31 protein-coding genes are annotated in these 22,988 nt (G+C 47.2%); all 31 read left to right on the top strand.

Going from position 1 to position 22,988, the window contains the following annotated elements:
• Window positions 1–6 precede the first annotated feature (6 nt).
• Entirely contained in the window at window positions 7–516 is a 510-nt protein-coding gene (locus EL268_RS29275; protein ID WP_106656623.1) for a hypothetical protein, read from the top strand.
• Window positions 497–2,335 (top strand): phage terminase large subunit family protein, encoded by a 1,839-nt coding sequence (locus EL268_RS29270; protein WP_106656622.1) that lies wholly within the window; start codon window positions 497–499, stop codon window positions 2,333–2,335. Before EL268_RS29275 ends, EL268_RS29270 begins: the two co-directional genes overlap by 20 nt.
• A gap of 13 nt (window positions 2,336–2,348) precedes the next feature.
• Window positions 2,349–2,624: a DUF6148 family protein gene (locus EL268_RS29265; protein ID WP_106656621.1), complete on the top strand. Its 276-nt coding sequence runs from the start codon at window positions 2,349–2,351 to the stop codon at window positions 2,622–2,624.
• 15 nt (window positions 2,625–2,639) lie between these two features.
• A complete protein-coding gene (locus EL268_RS29260) occupies window positions 2,640–4,292 on the top strand; it encodes a phage portal protein (protein ID WP_106656620.1) in 1,653 nt (550 codons plus the stop codon).
• Window positions 4,276–5,349: a head maturation protease, ClpP-related gene (locus EL268_RS29255; RefSeq protein WP_126435492.1), complete on the top strand. Its 1,074-nt coding sequence runs from the start codon at window positions 4,276–4,278 to the stop codon at window positions 5,347–5,349. Before EL268_RS29260 ends, EL268_RS29255 begins: the two co-directional genes overlap by 17 nt.
• 12 nt (window positions 5,350–5,361) lie before the next feature.
• The gene (locus EL268_RS29250; protein WP_106657801.1) at window positions 5,362–5,736 is read left to right on the top strand and encodes a head decoration protein; all 375 of its coding nucleotides are present in this window, start codon (window positions 5,362–5,364) and stop codon (window positions 5,734–5,736) included.
• Between the two features lie 6 nt (window positions 5,737–5,742).
• Window positions 5,743–6,876, top strand: a complete 1,134-nt coding sequence (locus tag EL268_RS29245; protein WP_126435490.1) for a major capsid protein — start codon at window positions 5,743–5,745, stop codon at window positions 6,874–6,876.
• 12 nt (window positions 6,877–6,888) lie between these two features.
• The gene (locus EL268_RS29240) at window positions 6,889–7,182 is read left to right on the top strand and encodes a hypothetical protein (protein WP_106657763.1); all 294 of its coding nucleotides are present in this window, start codon (window positions 6,889–6,891) and stop codon (window positions 7,180–7,182) included.
• Window positions 7,179–7,511: a hypothetical protein gene (locus EL268_RS29235; protein WP_106657764.1), complete on the top strand. Its 333-nt coding sequence runs from the start codon at window positions 7,179–7,181 to the stop codon at window positions 7,509–7,511. Before EL268_RS29240 ends, EL268_RS29235 begins: the two co-directional genes overlap by 4 nt.
• Window positions 7,508–8,068 carry a phage tail protein gene (locus EL268_RS29230; RefSeq protein ID WP_106657765.1) on the top strand — a complete coding sequence of 187 codons (561 nt, stop codon included), beginning with the start codon at window positions 7,508–7,510 and terminating at the stop codon, window positions 8,066–8,068. The genes EL268_RS29235 and EL268_RS29230 overlap by 4 nt, the downstream gene beginning before the upstream one ends.
• A complete protein-coding gene (locus EL268_RS29225; protein ID WP_106657766.1) occupies window positions 8,061–8,555 on the top strand; it encodes a hypothetical protein in 495 nt (164 codons plus the stop codon). The genes EL268_RS29230 and EL268_RS29225 overlap by 8 nt, the downstream gene beginning before the upstream one ends.
• Window positions 8,552–8,836, top strand: coding sequence for a hypothetical protein (locus EL268_RS29220; RefSeq protein ID WP_106657767.1), 285 nt, complete (start codon window positions 8,552–8,554; stop codon window positions 8,834–8,836). Before EL268_RS29225 ends, EL268_RS29220 begins: the two co-directional genes overlap by 4 nt.
• Window positions 8,836–10,299 (top strand): phage tail sheath family protein, encoded by a 1,464-nt coding sequence (locus EL268_RS29215; RefSeq protein WP_126435488.1) that lies wholly within the window; start codon window positions 8,836–8,838, stop codon window positions 10,297–10,299. The genes EL268_RS29220 and EL268_RS29215 overlap by 1 nt, the downstream gene beginning before the upstream one ends.
• Window positions 10,300–10,323: 24 nt before the next feature.
• The gene (locus EL268_RS29210) at window positions 10,324–10,848 is read left to right on the top strand and encodes a phage major tail tube protein (RefSeq protein ID WP_106657336.1); all 525 of its coding nucleotides are present in this window, start codon (window positions 10,324–10,326) and stop codon (window positions 10,846–10,848) included.
• A gap of 16 nt (window positions 10,849–10,864) precedes the next feature.
• A complete protein-coding gene (locus tag EL268_RS29205) occupies window positions 10,865–11,188 on the top strand; it encodes a phage tail assembly protein (RefSeq protein ID WP_106657337.1) in 324 nt (107 codons plus the stop codon).
• Between the two features lie 135 nt (window positions 11,189–11,323).
• Window positions 11,324–13,306 (top strand): hypothetical protein, encoded by a 1,983-nt coding sequence (locus EL268_RS29200; protein ID WP_126435486.1) that lies wholly within the window; start codon window positions 11,324–11,326, stop codon window positions 13,304–13,306.
• Window positions 13,306–13,521 (top strand): tail protein X, encoded by a 216-nt coding sequence (locus EL268_RS29195; protein ID WP_106657713.1) that lies wholly within the window; start codon window positions 13,306–13,308, stop codon window positions 13,519–13,521. The genes EL268_RS29200 and EL268_RS29195 overlap by 1 nt, the downstream gene beginning before the upstream one ends.
• A gap of 6 nt (window positions 13,522–13,527) precedes the next feature.
• On the top strand, window positions 13,528–14,544 hold the full coding sequence (locus EL268_RS29190; RefSeq protein WP_106657714.1) for a phage late control D family protein: 1,017 nt from the start codon (window positions 13,528–13,530) through the stop codon (window positions 14,542–14,544).
• A 5-nt stretch (window positions 14,545–14,549) separates the two neighbouring features.
• Entirely contained in the window at window positions 14,550–14,993 is a 444-nt protein-coding gene (locus EL268_RS29185; RefSeq protein WP_158264704.1) for a phage baseplate assembly protein V, read from the top strand.
• Window positions 14,963–15,373: a phage tail protein gene (locus EL268_RS29180; protein ID WP_126435484.1), complete on the top strand. Its 411-nt coding sequence runs from the start codon at window positions 14,963–14,965 to the stop codon at window positions 15,371–15,373. Before EL268_RS29185 ends, EL268_RS29180 begins: the two co-directional genes overlap by 31 nt.
• The gene (locus EL268_RS29175; RefSeq protein ID WP_106656061.1) at window positions 15,373–15,684 is read left to right on the top strand and encodes a hypothetical protein; all 312 of its coding nucleotides are present in this window, start codon (window positions 15,373–15,375) and stop codon (window positions 15,682–15,684) included. Before EL268_RS29180 ends, EL268_RS29175 begins: the two co-directional genes overlap by 1 nt.
• Window positions 15,677–16,792, top strand: a complete 1,116-nt coding sequence (locus tag EL268_RS29170) for a baseplate assembly protein (protein WP_126435482.1) — start codon at window positions 15,677–15,679, stop codon at window positions 16,790–16,792. Before EL268_RS29175 ends, EL268_RS29170 begins: the two co-directional genes overlap by 8 nt.
• Complete coding sequence (locus EL268_RS29165; protein WP_164724540.1) at window positions 16,785–17,429, top strand: phage tail protein; 645 nt, start codon at window positions 16,785–16,787, stop codon at window positions 17,427–17,429. The genes EL268_RS29170 and EL268_RS29165 overlap by 8 nt, the downstream gene beginning before the upstream one ends.
• Window positions 17,430–17,446: 17 nt before the next feature.
• Window positions 17,447–17,806: a hypothetical protein gene (locus EL268_RS29160; protein WP_115984583.1), complete on the top strand. Its 360-nt coding sequence runs from the start codon at window positions 17,447–17,449 to the stop codon at window positions 17,804–17,806.
• Window positions 17,807–17,810: 4 nt separating this feature from the next.
• The gene (locus EL268_RS29155) at window positions 17,811–18,131 is read left to right on the top strand and encodes a hypothetical protein (protein ID WP_115984585.1); all 321 of its coding nucleotides are present in this window, start codon (window positions 17,811–17,813) and stop codon (window positions 18,129–18,131) included.
• 1 nt (window position 18,132) lies between these two features.
• Window positions 18,133–18,687 (top strand): hypothetical protein, encoded by a 555-nt coding sequence (locus tag EL268_RS29150; RefSeq protein ID WP_115984609.1) that lies wholly within the window; start codon window positions 18,133–18,135, stop codon window positions 18,685–18,687.
• Window positions 18,688–18,703: 16 nt separating this feature from the next.
• Window positions 18,704–20,374, top strand: a complete 1,671-nt coding sequence (locus EL268_RS29145) for an Ig-like domain-containing protein (protein WP_126435480.1) — start codon at window positions 18,704–18,706, stop codon at window positions 20,372–20,374.
• The gene (locus EL268_RS33020; RefSeq protein ID WP_164724539.1) at window positions 20,371–20,547 is read left to right on the top strand and encodes a hypothetical protein; all 177 of its coding nucleotides are present in this window, start codon (window positions 20,371–20,373) and stop codon (window positions 20,545–20,547) included. The genes EL268_RS29145 and EL268_RS33020 overlap by 4 nt, the downstream gene beginning before the upstream one ends.
• Window positions 20,534–21,706 (top strand): polysaccharide deacetylase family protein, encoded by a 1,173-nt coding sequence (locus EL268_RS29140; protein WP_106656068.1) that lies wholly within the window; start codon window positions 20,534–20,536, stop codon window positions 21,704–21,706. The genes EL268_RS33020 and EL268_RS29140 overlap by 14 nt, the downstream gene beginning before the upstream one ends.
• A gap of 86 nt (window positions 21,707–21,792) precedes the next feature.
• Entirely contained in the window at window positions 21,793–22,197 is a 405-nt protein-coding gene (locus EL268_RS29135) for a phage holin family protein (protein WP_106656069.1), read from the top strand.
• Window positions 22,184–22,942, top strand: a complete 759-nt coding sequence (locus EL268_RS29130; RefSeq protein WP_106656070.1) for a DUF1906 domain-containing protein — start codon at window positions 22,184–22,186, stop codon at window positions 22,940–22,942. Before EL268_RS29135 ends, EL268_RS29130 begins: the two co-directional genes overlap by 14 nt.
• Window positions 22,943–22,988: the final 46 nt, after the last annotated feature.

Below are 22,988 nucleotides of genomic sequence, written 5' to 3'. Positions count from 1 at the left end.
GAATTCATGGATATGATTGTGGGCACACAGCAGCTTGCAGATGTGATCGGAAAAACAGCCAAATGGGTAAATACGCTCACGAGAGACGGCGTCCTCGTTCAACTCAGCAGAGGAAAGTACGATCTTGCCGACAATGTGCAGCGGTATATCAAGTACTCTCAGCACTTGAGTGACAATACAGACATCGATTACAACGAGGAAAAAGCGCTACATGAACGCGCCAAGCGAAAAATTGCTGAGTTGGATCTGGCAGAAAAAGAATTGTCACTTATTCAAGTAGATGAAGTAGTGAAGATTTTGGAGCGGATGGTAGGTCTGTTCAAAGCGCGTTGCCTCACAATCCCATCGAAAGTATCTCCTTTGCTCCAATTTGAAACAGAAATGCCGGTAATCGTGGGGATATTGCAAAAAGAGATTAAAGAAGCATTGCAAGAATTGGCCGATCACTATACCAACTTTGCTGAAAAGGGCACGGTCGAGCCAACTGGTGAAGAGCATGGACCAGAAACATCGTAAGCTTTTCCAGGCTATCGCCCAAATCGTTTCTCCTCCTACTGATTTGACAATAACTGAGTGGGCAGATGCCTACCGATATTTGTCTGCTGAATCGGCAGCCGAGGCTGGGAAGTACAGAAGCGATCGGGCCCCATATCAAAAGGGCATGATGAATGCGGTTAGTGATCCAGAAGTGGAAGAAGTAGTATTTATGATGGGATCACAGGTTGGTAAAACACTATCCCAAGAAAACATCATCGGTTATTACATTGATCAGGACCCGTCCCCTATGATGTTGGTTGTCCCCACACTAGATATGGGAAAAAGCTTTTCAAAAGATCGACTAAGCACAATGATACGCGATACGCCAGTTTTGACTAAAAAGGTAGCTGATTCGAAAGCCAAAGATTCAGGAAATACCATTTTGCACAAATCATTCCCGGGCGGTCATATCACCATCGTGGGTAGTAATTCTCCCGCTTCCCTAGCAAGCCGCCCGATCAGGATATTGCTGGTCGATGAGTTGGACCGATTCGAGGCAACTTCTGAGGGGGACGCGTTGGATCTGGCAAGAAGACGGACAGCCACTTTCCACAATAGAAAAATTGTAGTTGCTTCTACGCCGACAATTAAGGGTCATTCGCGGATTGAGCAGTTATACAATAACTCTTCGAAAGGTGAATGGCATCTTCCATGTCCGAAGTGTGAGGCAGTACAACCTTTGGAGTGGAAACGGATCATATTTGATACCGTATCGATGCGCTGCTTGCATTGTGGCTTTGATTCTCCTGAAATCGAATGGAAGAAACAGCAGATTGCTGGAAAAGGTGAATGGGTACATGAATTCCCGGAACGAAAAGTAAAGGGATTCCACATGAACGCGTTGGCGTCTCCTTGGACTCGTTGGAAAGAAATGATCGATGCCTTTTTGATCGCGCAGGACGAGTTGAAAAAAGGAAATCCCGAGCAAATGCAGGTTTTCGTCAATACGCTTTTGAGTGAGACTTGGGAGGATCGCGGTGATATTCAGGACGAAAACATTCTCCTGGAACGGCGAGAAAGCTACGATGCTGAACTACCTAACGGCGTTCTCATCCTTACAATGGCAGTCGACACCCAGAATGACCGATTAGAGTATGAAGTTGTCGGCTGGGGCAAAGAAGAAGAGTCTTGGGGAATCGAAAAAGGAATTATCTGGGGAAATCCAGACAATCCGCAGACATGGAGAGAGCTCGATGATAAGCGAGAACGGGTCTGGAAATTCGCTAATGGTGCAGGACTGATAGTAGCTTGTACCTTTGTTGACTCAGGCGGTCATTACACCGATGAAGTTTATAAATATTGTGGGCAGAGACTCCAAAGTCGTGTCTTCCCCATCAAAGGGGAAGGTGGATCAGGTCTTGAGTTAATCCGGAAGGTTTCAAAAAACAACAAATACAAGCTTCCGCTTATCCTCCTTGGTGTGGATTCAGGGAAAACGACGATCATGCAGCGTTTGCATATCGCGGAACCTGGTTCACACTATTTTCATTTCCCGATTGAGGAAGAGCGTGGATATGATCAGATTTATTTCAAAGGTCTTGTTTCTGAGCGGCAAGTGTTTCGAAAAAAGAATGGCCAAACGGTCACGGTTTGGGAAAATGTAGCCAAAGACAAGAGGAATGAGCCGCTGGATTTACGGGTCTATGGTCTCGCAGCGTTGCGTTTGCTGAAACCAGACTTTGAAGGACTTGAAAAACGCTTGCGAGAAACTGAACCCGCAGTAAAAAATACACCTGCAGCAAACCAAATAACGGGGCAAAAGGCAAAGGGTCTAGTCAAGCGCTCAAAACTATGGTGAGGAGGAAGGATGGATGACTTATGATCCAGGACAGCAAAAAAGGGTGCAAGATGAGCTGGAAATTGTTAAAGACCGCCTGAGTAAATACTACGAGGCTGAAACGGCCATTTTAACAGGCGCACAGGAATACCGGATTGGGTCAAGGAATTTGCGTCGCGGCGACTTGAAACTCATTAAGGATGAGATCGAGAAGCTACAAGATCGGAAAAACGAACTGGAAAATGCACTAACAGCGGGTGAGAGTCCATCAAAGCGTAGGGCATTTCGAGTCATCTATCGAGACTTGTAAGGTGGTGAGTAATTTGTGAGGTTCATTGACAAAACAATAGAATGGCTTTCGCCTACCATGGCGCTAAAACGAGAAGTAAATCGCGCAAAGCTATCGGCATTGCGGAAGGTTACGAATAGCGGTTATTCGAATAGCGGAGCCAGTCGGAGAAAAAACTCAATGAAAGGCTGGAACAGCGATAGTAAAAGTCCGCAAGAGGACATCGGGCAAAACCTCGCTGTACTTCGGGAACGCAGCCGCGACCTTTATATGGGAGGGGGTCTGGCTACAGGAGCCATTAAGAAAAATCAGTCGAACGTTGTGGGCTCAGGACTCACACTCAAATGCCAACTCAATTACCGTTTACTTGGTATTACGGCGGAGCAGGCAAAAGAGTGGGAAGATCGTACAGAGTTTGAATTTAATCTTTGGGCATCATCCAAGATCGATAACACTGGGCTGAATGATTTCTACGATGCACAACGGATCATGTTGACCGGATGGCTGCTGAACGGTGATGCCCTTGCTGTTATGAAATATGCAGATGCCGCAGAGCGGCTAAATCCATATCGCATGCGGCTCCACCTCATTGAAGGGGACAGGCTAAACAATCCCAATCATACGCAAGGATACTCGCCAATACTTACTACCGAGGGATTCTCGCTTTCAGAATATGTGGAGTTATCAGATGGCCGTGCTATCCGAAATGGAGTGGAGACAGACCCGAACGGTAAAGTGATCGCTTACTGGATAAGCAATAAGCACCCGAACAGTACGATTCCACAAGGACATAGAACACAATGGACGCGCGTTGAGGCACAGAATCCGGTTTCCGGATTACCTAACGTGCTTTTTGTGATGGATGCGGAGAGGGCAGAGCAATATCGCGGTGTACCGTATCTCGCACCTGTCATCGAGCAAGTCAAACAAATGGACCGTTATGCCGAGGCAGAGATTGCAGCGGCGATCATCAATAGTTTTTTCGCTGCCTTTATTACACGAAAAGAAGGAGCAAAAAACGAAATACCGTTTACCAATCCCATTCCTGAAAGTGAGCAATTGAAACTGTCGCCAGAGGAACGACTCTCCAGTTACGAGTTGGGGCCGGGAACCATCAACATGTTGGCAGAAGGCGAGGAAGTGACCTTTGGCGATCCTACGCATCCGAATGCTGGATTTGATTCGTTTACAAAGATCATGGCGCAGTTAGCAGGCGCAGCGCTGGACATGCCATATGAAGTGCTCCTTTCTGTGTTCAACAGTAGCTATTCAGCGAGTCGAGCTGCACTCTTGCAAGCGTGGAGATCCTTCCGGGACCGTCGTGATTGGTTCTCCCATGATTTCTGTCAGCCGACCTACGAGACGTGGTTGTTTGAGGCCGTGGCAACTGGACGTATTAAGGCACCTGGATTCTTTAGCGATCCAGTCATGCGAAAGCTTTGGAGCCAAGCCATTTGGATTGGACCAAGTCCTGGTCAAATCGATCCTGAGAAAGAAGTGGATGCTGCCGTGAAACGAATCAACAACGGATTTAGCACGCACGAACGGGAAACGGCGGAGCTCACAGGGATGGATTGGGATAGCAATATTGACGTGCTGACGCGCGAGTGGGAGGCACGTCGGAACCTGCCACAAGCACATATTCCGGGCATGAAAGGAGGTGACAAACAAAATGCCAAAACGGATTGAAGTTAGAGGCGTAATCATACCGAATGATCATCAATGGATTTATGACTTATTCGAAATGGATGCGACAAGCCCTGGAAAAATATCAAAAGCGATCGCGGAAGCAAACGGCGATGATCTTGAGGTCATTATCAACTCAGGTGGAGGTGATGTTTATTCGGGCAGTGAAATCTATACCATGCTGAAAAGTCATCCAGCTAGTGTTGACGTCCAAATCGTCGGTGTGGCAGCTAGTGCTGCTTCTGTCGCGTCCATGGGCGGAAAGAAGGTCAGAATGTCACCGACGGCACAATTCATGATTCACAACGCCAAGACTCGGACTCAGGGAGATAAGTGGGAGCATCGGCACACAGCGGATTTTCTCCAAGCGGTCGATAAGTCCATTGCGAATGCATACCGGCTAAAAACAGGGTTGTCTCAGAACGAATTGAGTACCCTCATGAACCGAGAAACGTGGATGACGGCACAAGAAGCATTGGCAAAAGGGTTTATCGATGAAATTATGTTCGACGATTCGAATCAGCTTAGTGCTGTCGCACATGCAGGCATCGAAATGATTCCCCAACAGGTGATAGACCGTGTCCGAAATGAAATTATGAAGTTCCAAACGGAAGGAGCGAGCTTTATGCAAGTAACCAATCAAACACAAGTAATCGATCCACAACCACCGACAGCATCAAATGCAGCACCACAACCACCCGTACCGAATCAGGCACAAAATACTCAAGATGCAACTGCACAAGAGAGGGAGCGCCTTCGCGCCATTGACGCTATTGCAGCAAATATCGATCCTGCTTTGGTCAACGAGGCGAAGTATGGGGAAAACCCAATGACAGCCGCTGATCTTGCTCTCAAGGCTATGCAAGAGGGCAAGATGATCAATAACGGCCTATTCAATGCGGCAGTAGCAGCTAATCAAGCGTCTGGAGCTCTTGATGTGACAGCTCAATCACAACAACAAAACATGGAAAAAGAGTATGACTTAAACAACTTGAAAGACGTAAATGCAGTTTTCCAGCAACTCGCACACGCACATTCAATGCAACGCCTACAAAGATAAGGAGGAATAACCATGACAACCATTTCTACTACATTTGGCACGGTAGATAATCAGTCCTTTTTCGCGGGAACGGAAGTGTCCGCAATGACCACGGCAGTGACATTACTTGCTGGTCAAGGGAAGCTCAAATGCGGATCGGTACTCGGCAAGATCACAGCCAACGGGAAATATGCGTTGGTAAATAAAGCAGCAACAGACGGTAGTCAGATCGCGTCATTGGTTTTATCTGAGGACGTGGATACAACCGGAGCTGATGTAAACGCAGTAGCGTATAAAACGGGTGTTTTCCGGTATGAGGCCCTGAAAGTTGCTGCCGGCGACTCAGTGGCTAACCACAAAGATGAACTTCGCACTGTCAATATTCATTACAAAACTGATCGGGGGTAAACAACCGTGAAAATTAGACAATCCGCCATTGCAGGACGCTTTATGAGTCCACAAAATACCGCAACCGTTACAGGTGGCAGCATCAGCATCTACGAACCACAAACCATGCTTCCTTCGTTTCAACGAAGAATGCCAGTTACAACGTTCCTTCGGGACATGTTCTTCCCTGGAGAGGAGACTTTCGATACAAAGCATGTTCTAGTGGATTTCTACAAAAACCGCCAACGTGTTGCACCACTTGTTGCAGAAGGCAGTATGCCAATTAATATCAAGCGAGATGGATTTGAAACGAAAATTTATACGCCACCTTTTATCAACCTATCTTCCCCAATTGACATCAGCATGCTACAAACTCGCATGCCTGGGGAAGCGGTATTTGGCGGTATGTCGCCAGATGAGCGGGCTGTACAACAGATGAACCGCGACTTTTTGGAGCTCTCCGACATGGTCACGCGCCGCGAAGAGTTAATGGGTGCAGAACTTCTGCAGACGGGTAAAGTAACAGTATCCGGTTACATTGATGATGCCGCAACGGTTGTTCGTACTGATACCATCGACTTTGGGTTTGACAACATGATCAACCTTACATCCGGAAGCCAATGGAACCAGACTACGTCCAAAAAGTATGAAGACTTGGAGGAAGCGGTCAGAAAATCTCGAAAGGCTGGATACAATCCAACTGTCGCCCTCCTTGGTGATGAGGCGTGGGCTAATCTTCGAGCAGACGATAATTTCATGACGAAGTTTATGGACCTGCGATACGCGCAATTCGGAACGATCAATCCCCAGCTCAGCATTGAGAATGGAAATGGTTATACTTACATTGGCCGTTTAACCGAACTTGGACTCGATGTGTACCGATATGATGCGTGGTACTATGATGACACAACGCAGTCTCTTAAACCATACATCGACCCCGAAAAGGTCATTGTCGCGCCACGAAATATTGGGGAACTTTTGTACGGTGCAAATACCTTCATCCCAGAAGGTAGTATCAACTATGTTACTGTAGCAGGGCCTCGTGCGACAAAGGTAACAGTCAACCATGAGACCGATGTGAAATCTCTTATTGTGAAGAGCCGTCCATTGCCGAAGCCGTTTGACGTATCTGCATGGTCTGTTATCAAAACGCGCGCGTAGGAGGAAACTATCATGCGATTTCAGGTGCAAATTGGAACAGTGAAGCATAATGGTGTCTTTCATGAGAAGGGCGCCATTTTTAATGCTCACAAAAAGGATGTAGCGCATCTGATCGGTGAAGGGGCGGTATCTGTGTTTGAAGAGACAGATGTTGTCGGAGACGTTGAAGTAGGATCTGATGAAGCGACAAACGAGATTAACGAACAAGATGAGCATTCTGACGATAATCAAGAGATTGTCTTCGAACTGAATACGGAGGAATTGATTGTAGATGCTCCCAAAGGGGGGAAAGGCAAAGACAAATGAGCACATTCAAGGATCAACTAAAGGCGGATGCTGCTGTCTTTCTCAATCTAGGCGAATTCGCAGATCGAATCGATATCGATGGGAAACAGATAACCGGAATGATTGAGCCTGTCGCGATTGGTGGGGGGAATCGATCGTATTCATACCCGACCCATGACCGCGAATACACGGAAGAAATAATGCTCTATGTGAACCGAGCCGATTTCACATTCATTCCAGCAGTTGGACACACGTTAAAAATCAATAAAAAAGCGTATGTGGTCGTAGCTCCACCTGCTGATCTTGAGGGCATTTTGGAAATCCGCCTTGGCGGGAATTCAAACCCATGATTGATTTCGACAACTCCATCAAACAGAGACTGAATGAAGCGGCAAATCTTCTGGCACATATTCCGAAGCAAATTCCAAAGGTACAGGCACGGGCAATGAACCGTGCCCTGTCCAGCGGGAAAACGGAAGCGGCAGCCAGGGTGAGAGACACGTATCTTGTCCGAAAAAGAGACGTCAGCGAGACGATGGAGCTCAAAAAAGCATCCGCGAATGATCTGGACGGCAGTCTGGAATCAAAGGGCCATGTGATGCCACTGATTCGTTTTCGTGTCACGCCGAAATCGCCGCAGCCTGGTAGAAAAAAACCGATCTTGGCCCAAGTATTACGAGCTGGCGGGAAATCTCCGATTCCTGGTGCGTTTGTTGCAAAAGTCAGAAATGTGGCTTCCGTATACAGACGAACGACACCGAAGAGGTTCCCAATCAAAGGACTCTATGCGCCTGCTGTACCGCAAATGCTAGGCAACGAGAAGGTACGAAAATCAATACAGAATAAAATGCTGGAGACATTGGACAAGCGTCTCGAGCATGAAATAGGACGGGTGCTAGATGGTTAATGTTGTCCTAGTTAATAAGCTGAAAGAGCGTATTGAAACGCTCGTGAAAGATTTTGTGCTACCCACGAACTTAGATGGCCACGAACATAAAGCACCACAGGTGGTCAGCGGGTTCCTGAGTGAGAGCAAGCATTCACCTGTAGCCGATCCGCAAGAAATCAAAGCGGAGCTACCTGCCGTTGTCGTTCGTTTTCGGAGAGAGAACGATGGAAGGCAGGCGAATATCGTCAAAATTCGTGTGATCGTCATCACATACAGCGAAGATGAACAAAACGGCTGGATTGATAGCCTGAATGTAGCGAATCGGATCAAGATTGGGTTAAAACGAGATCCGATCATTGATGATCGCTTTCAGATCGATGACGAATCTTTCGAAATGGAGCAACCAGACGAGCAACCATTCCCAGAATGGGCGACATACATCACGTTCGACGTACTGATTCCCCAAGTACAGACCGAATTTGATTGGGAGGTATTTTATAAATGAGCAAAGCAGAATCAAAGGTGACTGCAAAAGAACCAATGCACGTCATTTACTGCGGGAGTAGTTTACGTGATGGCACTCTGCATCGATACGCGCTATTTACAGACGGTATTCCTCAACATCTGAGTAAGCACATCGAAGCTTGTCCAGCCATCAAGAAAATGTTCGTGCCCGTTGAAAAGCTGTCCCAAGCAGAAGCGGCGATCAGAGATCATGGAACACCGGAGAGCGTCTTTTTCCAGCAGACCGCTGATTACGCCGCAGGAAAGAGAGTTGAAGAATAGTGGCATATAAACACCAGGTATCTATCTCAGAAAGTGGTACGAGTGTCCTTTCGCCTGTTGAAGCTGCAGCCGGATTGCCCGTCTATTTCGGTACGGCTCCTATCCATTTGACAGACAATCCATCCGCATATGTGAATAAGCCGGTACTGGCCTACAGCTATGAGGAAGCGGTAAAAGCTCTTGGGTACCATTTCGACTGGAACGACTATACACTATGCGAGGCTATCAAAGCTCAATTTCAGCTTTTTAACGTTGCGCCTGCTGTATTTGTCAACGTGCTTGATCCTTCCATCCACAAGGAGAACGTGGCGGACAGCGCAATTACTCTCTCATCAGGTAAATACACAATTGCTGTTGACGGCGTGTTGCTTTCGACCCTGGTCGTAAAACTCACTGGTGCAGGTAATGCTTTGGTGCGAAATAAGGACTATACAGTTGTATTCAATGGATCAGGGCATCCTGTCATTTCTCGCGTGGATGGTGGGGATATTCCGGCGAACCAAACCTCATTGACTGTATCCTACGATAAACTCACGCCTTCCACCGTAACAGATGCACAAATCATTGGTGGAATCGATTCAGGAACAGGCAAGGTGACAGGACTAGAGTTGATCAACAAGATATTCCCGTTGTATCGACTAGTCCCAGGGCAAATAGTCGTACCGAAGCATTCAAAAAAGCCAGCCGTTGCAGCTGTCATGAAAGCAAAGTCTACTGGCATTAATAGTTTGTTTAAAGCGATGGCCATTGCCGATATTGATTCTTCTTCAACAGGAGCTGGCGTTTACACAGAAGCACCAGCATGGAAAAACAACAACAATTTCAGCGACCCACACCTAGTGGCCTGCTATCTTAAAGCGAAATTGGGCGACGAGATTTATCATTTGTCTACGCAATTTGCAGCGTTGAATAGCAAAGTCATTGCTGAAAACGGCAACGTTCCATATGTATCGCCTTCCAACAAAAACATTCAAGCGAACGCTGTCGTAAATGAAGCTGATACCGAAATCAACCTCGGCGTAGATCAAGCAGCCTATCTTAATGGTGAGGGGATTGTCACGGCAATCAATTTCGTCGGTGGATGGAAGTTGTGGGGAAACAACACATCTGTCTATCCAGCCAATACGGACGTGAAAGACAGATTCATTCCCGTACGTCAGATGTTCAACTGGATCGGAAACACGCTTATCTTGACCCATTGGCAAGTGGTGGACGATCCAACAAACAGAAGGTTGATTGACACAGTTGTGGACTCAACAAACATCTGGCTGAATGGACTGACAGCGCAAGGTTCCATACTCGGCGGGCGTGTAGAATTCAGAGCAGCGGATAATCCGGTCACATCGCTGTTGGACGGAAAAGTTTCTTATCGATTGTTCCTGGCGGCTCCCGTACCGGCTGAAAACATCGAGTTCAAACTTGAATTTGATGTGGCGTATCTTCAAAATCTCTTTGCAGCCTAATCATACAAGGCAGGTGAATAAACAATGGCAAACAAAGCAATTCCTGATCGCTTAAAGGATTTCATGGTGTACAAAAATGGCACAACAGACCTCGTAGGGGTGGCAGATATTCAATTGCCATCCTTTTCTTTTGCTACAGAGGAAGTCAAAGGAGCTGGTGTATTTGGCAGCTTTGAATCCTCTGTTGGGTCCTTCGGCTCTCAAAAAATCACCCTGAATTGGCATTCGATCACAGATAGATTGTTTGACTTTCTGGAGCTGGGTGCTCATCGACTAGATTGTCGTGGAGCTCTCCAAGAGCATGACCGTGGCTCTGGTCGCTTGATTACCCGTGCGCTACGAATTGTTGTTCAAGGGAACACAACCAGTGGTGAACTTGGGAAGCTAGAAAAGGGCACAACCACAGACAGTAGTACAGAGTTGGAAATCACCTACATCAAGATCGACATGGACGGAAAGAACGTCCTGGAGCTCGACAAATTAAATTACATCTATCGAGTCAATGGCAAGGATCAATTAGCTGATACGCGCCGCGCGTTAGGACTATAGAAGGGAGTTTTGCAAAATGAAATTGCCACTGCCATTAGAAAAACCATTGAGGGTAGACGATAAGGAGATAACCTCCCTCACGTTCGATTTCGATAAACTGACAGGCGCGGATATTATTAATGCTACTGATGAGGCCCGTCAGATTATCGGATTTTCCCCGAATGATATGCAATCATCGGCTTTTCGGGCGGTGCTTGCCGCAAAAGCTTGCGGAGTCCTCTACCATGATCTATTAAGACTTGGGGCACGGGATTTTTACCGAGCAGTAACAGCGGCGCATGCTTTTTTGCTCGGTATGGATTTGAAGGAGATGGAGGAGATAGAGAAGACGGAGGAATAAGAGAGTTACGGAAACTCGTACTCAATATGGCGAGAAACACGCATACCAGCATGGAGTTTTACCTTGGCATGACTTTGAACGATTTAAATGAATGGGTATCAGCAGCCATGGAAATTACGGAGGGAGGCGAAACGGATGGGTAGGAAACTGTATGAATTCACAATCAAGATGTCTGGGAAAATGAACAGATCGTTCACCAGCGCGTTCGATAACGCTTCCCGCCGTATGCAGGATATGCGAAAAAAAATCAGCGAGTATCAGGCATCTATTGAGAAGGCAAATGGCAAACTGCAATCCATGTCCACCTTGCACTCGAAAATGTCAGCAGCGATAGAGAAAACCAAGCGTGGCCTTTCCTCTTTGGAGCGGAAATACCGAAGTGGCGCGATCAGCGAAGAGGTGTACAGACGGGAAAGCCAGAAGCTGCAAAACGACCTTCAACGGTTTACCAACGTACAAAAGAGAGCAGCCTCACAGGTCGATAAGTTTAAACGGAACATAGCCGAATTAAATAGAGAAATGAGAAGTGAATCAAACAATCTGAACGCTTATTCTCGCCAACTTCAAACCATGGAGGCAAACGCACTTGCTGCGGGAGTCTCCATAGGGGAAATTGCGTTGGCAGGGGCTGCATTGATACCTGTTGGAGGGTATCTTGGTACGGTTGGGGTTGGTCTGGCTGGGATTGCTGTCGGAGCAAAGACTGCGAAATCTGCTTTTGACTTGATGATGGATAGCGTCAGCAAAGCGGCTGATCGAGAATACAACATCGAAGTCATCCAATCATTGCTCCGAGACCAAAAGAAAGCTGATCAGTTGTTCAACTGGATGGAGAAGCGTGCCATTGAATCCCGTTTCGGGATGACGGACTTCTTTGAATCCGGCCAGGCGTTTTTGTTTAAAACGAAAGACCTGCGGCAAGTCCAAGCATTACTAGATATATCCGAGAAGCTAGGGACGATCAATAAACAACAGGGGATGCAAGGGGCGGCGATCGCTCTCAACGAGTTATTGATTGGCGATACCCAGTCTATCGTTGAGCGTTTCAATATGCCTCGCTCAGACATCAAGAAGTTTGCCAAATCGGGCATTGACGGCATTATCAAGGGCATGAATGAGCTGCTAAATAAACAGAACATCGATGCCAAGTTGTTGAGTGATGTCGATACTACTGGTCTTGTTATGTATGAACAGCTCGTGGAAAAGCTTCAATTGACATGGACCAAGATGGGGGTAGAAGCGTTAGACGCTTTGAAACCAACGCTAAAAGAAATTGACAATTTGACCAAAACAGAGGCGTTTCAGGATTTGGCGAAGCTGGGGTCAGATGCTTTTGCGGAAATGGGACGAACTGTTACGAAGTCCGTCCAGTTTGCATCTAATAAGCTACAGACGATTTTCAATAATCCTGAATATAAGAAGTTAGATGTTTGGGGGAAAATCGAGTTTATCGTAGCGGATGCATACGAGACGTTCAACAAATGGTGGAGCTCAGGCGGTAGTGAAGCCACGCAACGTGTCACTTATGAAATTGCATCGAAGCTCGGTGAGTTGATCAAAGCGGCAGCTGTACCTCTCATTCCAATCGCCCAAGACGTAGGATATGATGTCGGCAAATCGATCATTCAGGGTATTTGGGATGGAATGTGGGGAGAAAACAAGCTGGAGACTCCCTTTAGCAAACTGGAAGCCCGAATAGAGAGCATGAGAGCTGCTGGACTAGATCCTACCACTACGCCTGTTTATGGTGGGCCAAACGCAACCATGACAGCAGGGCCGGAACCCGTATGGTACGAAAAAGCGTGGGATTGGGTCAATGGTTCTCACGCAAATGGATTGCCATATGTCCCGTTCGATGGATACCGAGCGGAGCTTCACAAAGGGGAACGTGTATTGACTGCCCAACAGAATCGCAATCTCGACTCCAATCTATGGTCGAGAGCGAATCAGGCGTTGTCGTCACGAAATGGGAATCAAACGCTTGTTTTTCAATTCTCGCCAAACCTTTCAGGCGGAAATCGGGCGGAAAACGAGTCGATGCTCCGAGACTCCTATCATGAATTCAAGGCGAATATGCAGCGGTTCATGAGGAATGAAAGGGCGGTGAGGTATTCCTGATGGCCGGAACATATACAACGAATGCTGGCGACATGTGGGACTGGATCGCATTTAAAACGATGGGCAGCGAGTATTTCATGCCACAGTTAATTGAAGCCAATTTAAAGCATCGTGAGACGGTAGTCTTTTCATCTGGAGTCGTCCTGGTTGTTCCAGACAATGACGATGGCACGGCGCAGGACACATCAAATCTGCCTCCTTGGAAGAGGGAGTGACGACGAGTGGCACAGCCAAGACGAGTCAAATTTGAACTACTCTATGACAACAAGAATATATCGAATGACCTGCAGCCGTACCTCATCTCGTTTGAGTACACTGACAACCTCTCTGGCACGGCGGATACCCTATCTATCAACCTAGCTGACCGGGAACGCCTGTGGTGGGCAGCGTGGATGCCGGAATTGTATGCAAGCCTAAAGGCAAAAATCATTCGTGAAAATTGGATTGAGGACGGGAAAACGGATGCTTTAAATTGCGGGTATTTCGAGATCAACGAGATCAGCCTAACAAGTCCACCCAATGCCGTAAGCATCCAAGGCGTGTCTGTGCCAGATGCATCCACGATCCGGGCTCAACGAAAATACCGTGCATGGGAGAAAACGCGTTTGTCTGTGATCGCAAAAGATATTGCAGGCAAGAATGGCCTCAAACTTCTATTTGACGCAGAAGACGAGGACTATGATCGGATTGAACAAACAGAGGAAACCGATCTTGGTTTCCTCATGCGCCTTTGCGATGATGCTGGCATTGCTGTTAAGCTGACAGGCAAACAGATCAGTTTATTTGATGAAGCCAAATACGAGGAGAAACCTCCTGCTTTTTCGCTCAATTACGGAACGTCCAAGATCAAAAGCTTTTCGGCACATGTGACCACGACAGGCATCTATAACCGCGCGATTGTGGACTATCACAGTCCGAAGGGGAAAAAGAAGATCCATCATACCTATATGCCTCCCAACGCGCCGAAAACGGGTCGCACGCTGTATATCAATGAACGCGTCAAAGATGGACGTCAGGCAGCACGAAAAGCCAAAAGTGCGTTGCGCCAAGCGAATAAGGATCAATACACGGCAAGCATTACCTTGATGGGAGACGTTAACCTGGTAGCCGGTATGACGTTTATGCTGAACAATTTTGGGGCTGTGAGCGGGAAATACATCATTACCCAAGCTGTTCATGCTTATAGCGGGAATGGCTACGAAACTTCGCTTGAATGCAGAAAGGTATTGGGCTGGTAATGGATATGAAAAACATATTACGTGTTGGCATTGTATCGAGCGTGGACGAAAGGGATGCGACAGCAAGGGTCGTCTTCGGTGATCGCGAGGATGTCGTGTCCTACAACATGGACATCCTTTCTCGCGGTTCTTTTTTGCAGAAAGATTATTGGCTGCCGGATGTGAATGAACAGGTATGGTGCCTCTTTCTGCCGACAGGGAATGCAGATGGGATCATCCTTGGATCGACGTACAACCAGGAGGACCTGGTGCCAATCAAAAACAAAAATAAACGACACATCCGGTTTGGAGACGGTACGTTTATTGACTACGACCGCGAAACGCATACCATAACCATTGATTTTCTCCACCCTGGGAAAATCGTCGTCAATAACGCCAATATCATATACAACCAAACGACGCAGCGAGGTGAACCAGAATGGCGGTCATCGGAAGTCTTGGAGAAGTGATTTTTGAAGTATCTTCCCAGCGTGTTCGTACTTTTGATGAACTGACAAGAAACGGCTCGAGCCGGTGGGTAACCCATGACATCCATCGAAACAAACCGATTCCTGAATTCGTTGGTCCGGGGCTTGAAGAAATTAGTCTTTCCATTCAGTTGAAAGCCTCGCTCGGGGTTGATCCAGAAGCGGAGCTGAAAACATTGCGGATCAAAAGGGATACTGGCCAAAGGGATTTATTGGTCATCGGAAACAAACCTGTTTCAACCAGCCAATGGATTACCGAGTCGGTCAGCGAACAACACAAAAACTATGACGGTCGTGGTCGTTTACTATCTGTTAACGTTGAGCTGCGTCTCAAGGAGTATCCGAAAAAGGCGGGAAGCTAATGGCTCAAATCGTAACGATTACAAGTGATTTTAAAGAGGTTATTTTCGGCGCGACCGGAGAAACAGAAGTGATCCAAAACGTGAGGACCATCATGCTGAGCATGATTCATACATCTCCGATGTACCGATCATTTGGTTGGGATCCTAACATCGACGCACCTGTTAATGCTTATATGGCAATCACTTCGGCACGACTCATTGAAAAAATCCAACAATATGAACCACGCGCAGAGGTCCAGGAAGTTACGTATAAAGGTGATGAAAACGGGATGTTAAAACCTTTGGTAAAGGTGGCGATAAAAGGTGTCTAGGTTTGATTTTTTACCAGATGTATCATTCGCCAATAAATCGCCGCAACAGATCGAAGCGGATCTAATCGCAAACTATGAAAAAGAATACAAAAAACCACTTGCAGCAGCTGATCCGGTACGACTCTTTATCAAGAGCATCGTGCCTTTTTTTGTACAGCAAAGAGTCATTATCGACGACTCTGCAAAACAGAACTTGCTTAAATATGCGAGAGGTAAGTACCTGGACCTCATTGGTATCTTGCTGAACGTATTAAGAATACTGGCTACAAAGGCTAAGACTACGGTTCGTTTTACCTTATCGACACCAGTATCCCAGACCATCCCAAAAGGGACACGAGTCACAGCAGGGGACAACGTATTTTTTGCTACAACAGAGGACGTCACTGTTTCAAGCGGAGAAACGAAAGTAGAGGTTAAAGCGGAATGTGTTTCTGTGGGGGGAATTGGCAATGGTTATCCGGTGGGGAAACTCAACCAATTGGTTGACCCTCTGCCATTTGTCCAATCGGTATCGAATGTCACAGAATCGGGCGGCGGGGCAGATGAAGAGGACGACGATTCATATGCAGAACGAATCCGTCAGGCACCAGAAAGCTTTTCCGTAGCTGGCCCATCGGGAGCATACGAGTTTTGGGCAAAGTCAGCCAGTACCCTTCTCGGGGACGTGAATGTATCAAGTCCAAGGGCTGGAGTGGTAGAGATTCGACCTCTACTCAAAACGGGAGAGATACCGGATCAGACAATCCTCGATCAAGTCGCTACAGTTTGCAACGACAGAAAAATTCGGCCACTCACCGACCAAGTTTTCGTTGTGGCCCCGACACAAAAAACATACAACATTGAGGCCACGTACTGGATTGACACGGACAGGGCCAGTGCTGTTACAACGATTCAGGCAAACGTGAATCGAGCCATTGGTGTTTACCAATTATGGCAAAAGTCCAAGCTTGGTCGTGACATCGATCCATCTGAGCTTGTTTTCCTCATGAAGCAGGCGGGAGCTAAACGGGTATCTGTGACTAGTCCAGTTTTTACCACTCTAACTGAATCACAAGTGGCTAAAGAACAAACGGTCAACGTGGTGTATGGGGGGCTGGAAAGTGGTTGATATCTACAACGCTAAGCTGTCGGACATTCTCCCACCATCCATAAAAGAAGACAAGCAGATTCGAGCGTTGGCCGCAGCGATTACAAAGGAAATGCAGGACATTTCCTCTGATATGAAACTGGTGCTGATGTTCTCTCGGATCGATGAACTAGGTTCAGAGGTTGTGGACATTCTTGCCCATCAGTTGCATGTTGATTTCTATGATCCAACGCTATCCCTAGAAAGTCGAAGGGAACTTGTCAAAACGGCAATAGGAGCTCATCGATATAAGGGTACTCCTTTTGCTATTGAGCAAGTCGCATCCATTGTTTTTAAAAATTCAACGGTACGCGAATGGTTCGAATATGGAGGAGAGCCCCATCATTTTCGGATTGAGACGGAACAGTTGATTTTCGAGCCGGGTGATCTGGCAAAGTTCCGCCGTCTGGTTGAAGGAGTAAAACGTAAAAGCTCTTGGTTGGATGATATTGTTTTCAAAATTATTGCGAGCACAATCCATGTAGATATTTCAGCCAAGAATTTTGACGTGGATTATTTCGTGTGCAATACGTTCTACCCAAACGAAATTGTTGTTAATGCGCCGAGCTTACCCATCTTTGTTGCACCAGGCATGCCTATGTTTACAGCAGCGGAATAAATAAAGGAGGGAATATCATGCCTATCGGCACCAAGCACATATTACGAGATGGTGGACTGCTACCAATCCCGCAATACTTTAATGCCACAAGGGATGAATTTCAGGAGATTCAGGGTAATAAAGGAGCTATGTTTGTGCAACTTCGCGGCTTATCTGCGAAAGAACCTATTAGCGGCTCCACTGACACAGATCATATTTTCAATGAGCCTATGTATGGCTTTGTCATTAAAAATGACGGAACGAATGACCTGACATTTACGATTAACAACTACACGTTTACGGTCAAAGAAGGGGAAGTGTTCGAGGAGTATTTCGAGCCTTTTACCCAAGTGACAATAAAAACAACTTCTCCGTTTCGGGCGTATGGAAAGGGGTAATCAAATGGCAATTAAAGTGGAGCCAGCTTTCCTCGAATTCATTCGCAATACGGTGAGCGCAAAACTCAACAATGCAATCATCACCGTTGATGGGAAGTCTGTCATTCATCCAATTACAAAGACCAAACACATTACAAGTGCGAATAAGACGGTTGTGCAGCTGTACGTTTATTTGGACGCAACTGACGCAGCAGGTACTATTACAGAGGCAAAACTGGTCGATGCAAGCGGAGCCGCAATGATTTCCTCTGATGCAAGTATCTCCTCGCACGAAACAGGTGCTTTGCTACTGTTCGAGATTCCTTTTGAAGTGAGGAGTGTGTGAGATGCCCTATCAACGTCAATTTTGGGTAGATAGGCTTGTGAATACAGAAACAGGTGAAACGATCCAAGATGGCACCCGTTTCACAGCGCGGCGTATGAACCACATAGAGGAAGGCATAAAGGACATCGATGATATTGTCATCAGGATGGAAAATCGCATCCTCCACCTGCACGCTAAGATCACGACTGGAGACAGAACTGCCGGAAACAATGGGATTTTCGTCGATACCTTCGACGGGATTCAAGATGCAGTTATTGCCTTGGATAAGACGAGAACGACGATCCAGGCTATATCGGGCACGAATGTTACCGTTGCATCTGTTTCAGGCTTTGCAGTTGGACAAGAGGTTACCCTAGCGTCTGTCTCTAATCAAGAAGAGCGAACAATCACGGCAATCAACGAGTCTACTCGGGTGATTACGCTAAATGCAGCTCCTACATCTACCTATACCGAAAACGCCATACTGGCACGGTCAACAGTAGAGATCGATACGGCAGCCAAACGAATGCGTCGAGGATCGATTGATACGTATAGCGTGAAAATAGCCGTAACGTAAGAAAGGAGGCGGTTGGATGGCAAGCAAGTCTACCGTCGTCAATTTTCCGGAATCAACCTCACAAAGCAGGTCACAAAAGATAACCATTCCCAATTTGAAGCGCGTAGTTTCTGTAACGGTCAACACGGGTAAAGTTACGCACTCCGTCAATGGCAACGAAGTGACGATCAATGTCAGCGAAGGCTCGTACACCCGTTATACCCCACACAGCAGCATCGCATCAAAAACGGTGTCAGACACACGCACAGACAGCACAGACAGTTTTCCGTCCACCATCAGCTACAACGACGGTACATATAGCGGAACACTGTACAAGTCTGGAGGTTCAAACTCTTATCTCGTAAGCGGTAGTCCTGCCGGCCAAAAAACAGCAACTGACTCTAAAACAGCTACATATACATTGGGATATGAGTGTAGCGAATCGCAAAGTCAAGCATTGTCGCAGCTACCATCCACCGTGTCCTATTCAGATGGTGAAGGTTACACAGGTGTTTTGTCTCGTACTGGGTCGTCTGTTGGCTCTTGTCAACGTTGGTATCGTGGATCAGGCAGGTATACTTACGATGCTACTGCCACGGGAACCTATTCCGGGACAGTTACCAAGCCCGACACGCGGGTTTACAATTACTCTCAGTCATACTCTGGCACGGTGTATGGGCCATCTAGCACATATTACACCTACTACTACGCTTATACCGTAACCGTTACTTACGAGGACAACTACGGACAGACGCTGACACTCTCTGCTCCAGCAAACGGAATTAAATTGTCTGTAGGCAACACTTATACGGTCACGGGCACCACTTTGGACACTGATCCTGGTGATATCGTATCTGTCTATATACGTGTAAACAAAGGCACAAACTATCGAATCATGCAGGCATCAGCTGATGGAGTCAATCCACTATCCTTTAGTAAGGCGTTTACATTTACAGGCGGGGCTATTAAGGATGGCACGACTGCCGTTTCTGGGCTGTTAGATGAGGGAGCCACGCATTTATTGGAAGTATGGTCTGAGGATAACAAAGGCGGTACATCCATCATTGCAGAGCGTACATTTACGGTGGTGTTGAATCGCCCTCCAACCCTTACACACTCATTCGTCGCGAATAACGATAATCTGTCGGACGATTCACCCATTACAATCAATGGTACTGTCTCTGATCCAGATGGAAATAGCGTGACCATGAAATATCGTTTGAACGGTGGGGCAGATGTACCGATATCGGTAAGTGGTGGTGCGTGGACAATAACCGTCACACCAAAGCAGATGGTTTCAGGATCAAACAACCTTGTCATAACAGCTACAGACTCATTAGGAGCGACGACGGTAGTCACGTTTTCTCTGACCCGTTCGGTGACGAAAACTCGCCTCAAGACAGCACATGCCCGATACAAGCTATCCCCTCAATCAACGACAGCCAAAGAAGTGCTTGCTTGGCTCCAGCATGAAACCGGTGATTTGAAGGTGGACGGAGCTCTTTCCATCGTGGCAGCTGGAGCGGCAGAATCTTATCAAACCATGACAAAAACCTCTGCTCCTGTGATAACTGGTATCTTAGAAACGGAGTTTATTGGAACCTATGCGACAGGCAATGCTCAACTTCATTTGAAATTGACACTGAGCAGCAATGATGCAAACTCAACCGCGTCAGCTACGAGTTTATCGGGGGCGATCAAAGCATGAGATACCGGAAAAGAAATCCAGATGGCTCATTAGGCGATTGGGTTTACACGCCAGCGGGAGAGGAAGAGCGAAAGCAGGAAGAGGCTCTGCGAAAAGAGTTGGAAGCCCTTCGAGAAGAGAATGAGAAACTGAAAAATATTCAAAAAGAGGGTGGAGATAATGGCGTGGGCTAAGCCGACAGACAAGAAAAGCAAAGACTTGATTCTGGCCCAGGTCAGGGACTACAAGAAAGGCCGTCTTGTGGAGCCATTTAGCGATACCAACGCTTGGCTAAAGGCATACGGTGGAGGCACTGTGTCATTTATCAACGGGAAGCTACAAGTCACCTCTACGGGTACATCGATTGCCGCACGAAGAAATGTTTTTCTCAACCTTACGGGTGCAAAAACATTGAAAGTGAAATTCTATGTGGACAATTTGAAAGACCTTTATGAGTTCCAGCTCTATTTTGCTCATGATACTGGCTATGCCGAATTTTTGGGCTACACGGTGCGAGGATGGCGAATGGCGCTGGGGTGGAATGAACATATCATCGATGTTAGCAAGCTGGAGCCCGTTGGAGCTGCAAGCCTGACCCGGGATGTCGTCTCTATGCAAATCCGGGTTAAGTCTAACGAGAATACTACTGCGTCGATCATATTTGATTCAATCATTCGTGATGAATCGCAGCGCGGTAAGGTGATTTTCATGTTTGACGATGGTTGGTTGACACAGTACACCGAAGCGTTCAAGTACATGGGGAAATTTAACCTTCCAGGTGTCATTGCCGTCATTCCGTCGCATGTGGGGTGGTCTGGATATTGCACGCTGCAACAGCTAAAGGAAATGTACGCCTACGGGTGGGACATGGCCAACCACACCATGAACCACGCGACCTTGAAAGACCTGAAAGACGCAGCAGCCATCGAGAAAGAAATTGGAGACGCCGAAACCTGGCTGAACACAAATGGCTTTACGAGAGCCTCAAATATCTTGGCGTACCCATACGGGGCGTATGATGCAAGAGTGCTGCAAGTTATGCAATCTCGCAGAGCGGGCCGTACTGTCCAAGAGGATACGGCGACCACACCGCCACCGGATAAACGGACGATCAAGATTCGAAATGTGGATCACACGATTGCGCCGACCACACTAAAAGGGTACATAGATAATGCGGCCAATGTGGGGGGTGTGTGTTTATTCATGTTCCACAAGCTAGTTAGCGGTGAGGCGTCGTCCAGTATCGAGTACAACGTAAGTAACTTCCAAGAGGTTGTTGATTACGCCTATTCCCGGCGTGCCGACATTGATACCGTGACAATGAGCGAATGGCTGGACAGTTGTGGGGTGTAGTAAAGAAATTATTGTTTTTCATGGGGAGCTGCTAACGTGGCTCCTTTTACTTTTGCCCCAAGAGAGGGCGAGGAGGAAGATAACATATGGAACACTTTTTCAAAACAGCATTTGCAGCCGGGGGAGCAATAGCATCATTCCTTTTTGGGGGATGGTCGCCTTTACTCACGGTACTTTTGACTTTCGTCGCAATTGATTATGTCTCTGGAATGGTAGCGGCTGGCGCAGAAGGAAAACTGTCGAGTAGAATCGGTTTCTTGGGGATAGCAAGGAAGGTTTTTATTTTTGCAATGGTCGCAATTGCCCACTTAGTTGATACGGCCCTTGGAGATCAGCATGTTTTGCGTGACGCAACAATCTTCTTTTACCTGGCAAATGAGCTGCTATCTATCATTGAAAACGCTGGACGTGTGGGATTGCCAGTTCCAACGCCAATCAAGAAGGCTGTAGACGTTCTGAAAGGAAAGCGTGATCAAAATGGTAGCAACTAAAGGAATCGATTGTGCAGTACCTTTGACAGCAGAAAAAGCGAGAGCAATGGCGGCGGCGGGCATGAAATTTGTCTGCCGCTATCTTGTTCCTGTCAGCATGGAGTGGAAACGATTGACGCGGGTAGAAGCCGAAGCTATCACAGCAGCAGGGATGCAGGTAGTATCCGTCTTCCAACGTGGAACTAATGACGCTGCAGGTGGAGCAGTCAACGGTACAAGGGACGGCAAAGCAGCGCTCCAGGAAGCCAAGCAGATCGGTCAGCCTGTAGGTACGGCGATTTACTTTGCCGTGGATTTTGATGCACAGCCAAAGGACTATGCAGCGATTGAGGCGTACCTGAAAGCTGCTGCCAAGGAGTTGCCTGGTTACTCGGTAGGTGTTTATGGTTCGTATGCTGTCCTTGAGGAAATGGCGAAGCGAGGGGCCTGCAAACATTTCTGGCAAACTTACGCCTGGAGCAAAGGGAAGCTTTCGAAAGCTGCTAACCTATATCAGTATAAAAATGGACAGAAGCTTGCGGGACACACTGTAGACTACAATGATGCTCTAGGCGGTGAAGGTTGGTGGAATACTAATCCACCTGCTGTGGAAAAACCTGTGAACAAGTTGGACAAAGAATCGGCAGAGGAAGTAATCGCGATTCTCGGCTCGGTCTGGATGGCAAGCGACAACGATCCAGGAGTGAGGGAAGCAGCCCACTACGCCGCGAACGCTTTACGTGATGCTGTAGGTATCCCGAAATAATGACTAAGCCCTCCTTCGGAGTAATCCGGGGAGGGTTTTTTTATAT

The organism is Brevibacillus brevis, assembly GCF_900637055.1.
Lineage (GTDB): Bacteria > Bacillota > Bacilli > Brevibacillales > Brevibacillaceae > Brevibacillus > Brevibacillus brevis.
The sequence above is the reverse complement of the archived record's forward strand: the minus strand, read 5'-3'. Positions and strand labels throughout refer to the sequence as shown.